Origin of the sequence: Capnocytophaga sp. oral taxon 338 str. F0234, from assembly GCF_000192225.1 — a bacterium.
In the GTDB taxonomy this organism is placed as follows: domain Bacteria; phylum Bacteroidota; class Bacteroidia; order Flavobacteriales; family Flavobacteriaceae; genus Capnocytophaga.
Genome location: NZ_GL872425.1, coordinates 1 through 1,310, shown reverse-complemented (window position 1 = coordinate 1,310; position 1,310 = coordinate 1). Strand labels below are relative to the sequence as shown.

Here is a 1,310-nt window from a genome sequence, read left to right as displayed (position 1 = left end):
CTAAAATCATCTTTGTAGCTTCATCAGTTTCTTCTTTAGGCACTTGAATTGGTGCAATTGTATCTTTTTCTACTATGGTATCTCTTTTGATAGAGGAAATAGTATCTCTAATATCATCAGAAGATGATACTTGGGTATTGTTATTATTGCAAGAAAACAACAATAAACACGCTGAAATAAAATAATAAATCTTTACCATCTGAATATTTTAAAATATAATATCATCAATGATATACCTGTCTTTCTTTTTAGCAACTTTTAATTGTATGCTATCATATCTGTTATCATAAAAGTCAAAAAGATACACATTATATCTTTTTGAATTTATCTTCTTTACCTTAATAGAGTCCAACCATTCTATGAAGATATCTTGGGCTTTTACAATAGGATCTGCACTTAATTCATCTGAATTTACTTTCCGTATTAATTTACTTGATAGAAACTCCCTTTCTATTTCCCTTAATTCTTCTTCGCAAAACTCCCTGTTATCAAGACAAGGCATTTTATCTTGCTGTCTGATGTACTTATCATAAAATTCTAAAATCATTTTTGTAGCTTCATCAGTTTCTTCTTTAGGAGCTTGAATTGGTGTAATTGTATCCTTATCTACTATGGTATCTCTTTTGATAGAGGAAATAGTATCTGTAGTATCATTAGAAGATGACACTTGGGTGTTGCTATTGTTACAAGAAAACAACAATAAACACGCTGAAATAAAATAATAAATCTTTACCATCTGAATATTTTAAAATATAATATCATCAATGATATACCTGTCTTTCTTTTTAGCAACTTTTAATTGTATGCTATCATATCTGTTATCATAAAAGTTAAAAAGATACACATTATATCTTTTTGAATTTATCTTCTTTACCTTAATAGAGTCCAACCATTCTATGAAAATATCTTGGGCATCTACAATAAAATCCATATCTCTATCTTCAGTGGGCTCTATTTTTTTTATTAATTTATTTGATAAATATCTTTTCTTAATTCTTATCAATTCTTCTTCACAAAACTCCCCTTTATCATGACAAGGCATTTTATCTTGCTGCCTGATGTACTTATCATAAAATTCTAAAATCATTTTTGTAGCTTCATCAGTTTCTTCTTTAGGCACTTGAATTGGTGCAATTGTATCTTTTTCTACTATGGTATCTCTTTTGATAGAGGAAATAGTAGCTGTACTATCATCGAAAGATGACACTTGGGTGTTGTTATTGTTACAAGAAAACAACAATAAACACGCTGAAATAAAATAATAAATTTTTACCATCTGAATATTTTAAAATATAATATCATCAATGATG

At 27.9% G+C, this 1,310-nt stretch carries 2 protein-coding genes and 1 pseudogene; all 3 read right to left on the bottom strand.

From position 1 onward, the window contains the following. Nucleotides 1-199 (bottom strand): annotated as a pseudogene (locus HMPREF9071_RS11655) (DUF3828 domain-containing protein); the annotation flags it as partial. 9 nt (nt 200-208) lie between these two features. Continuing rightward, nucleotides 209-736, bottom strand: a complete 528-nt coding sequence (locus HMPREF9071_RS11650) for a helix-turn-helix domain-containing protein (protein WP_009401531.1) — start codon at nt 734-736, stop codon at nt 209-211. Between the two features lie 9 nt (nt 737-745). Then, nucleotides 746-1,276, bottom strand: coding sequence for a hypothetical protein (locus tag HMPREF9071_RS11645; RefSeq protein ID WP_040358826.1), 531 nt, complete (start codon nt 1,274-1,276; stop codon nt 746-748). Nucleotides 1,277-1,310: the final 34 nt, after the last annotated feature.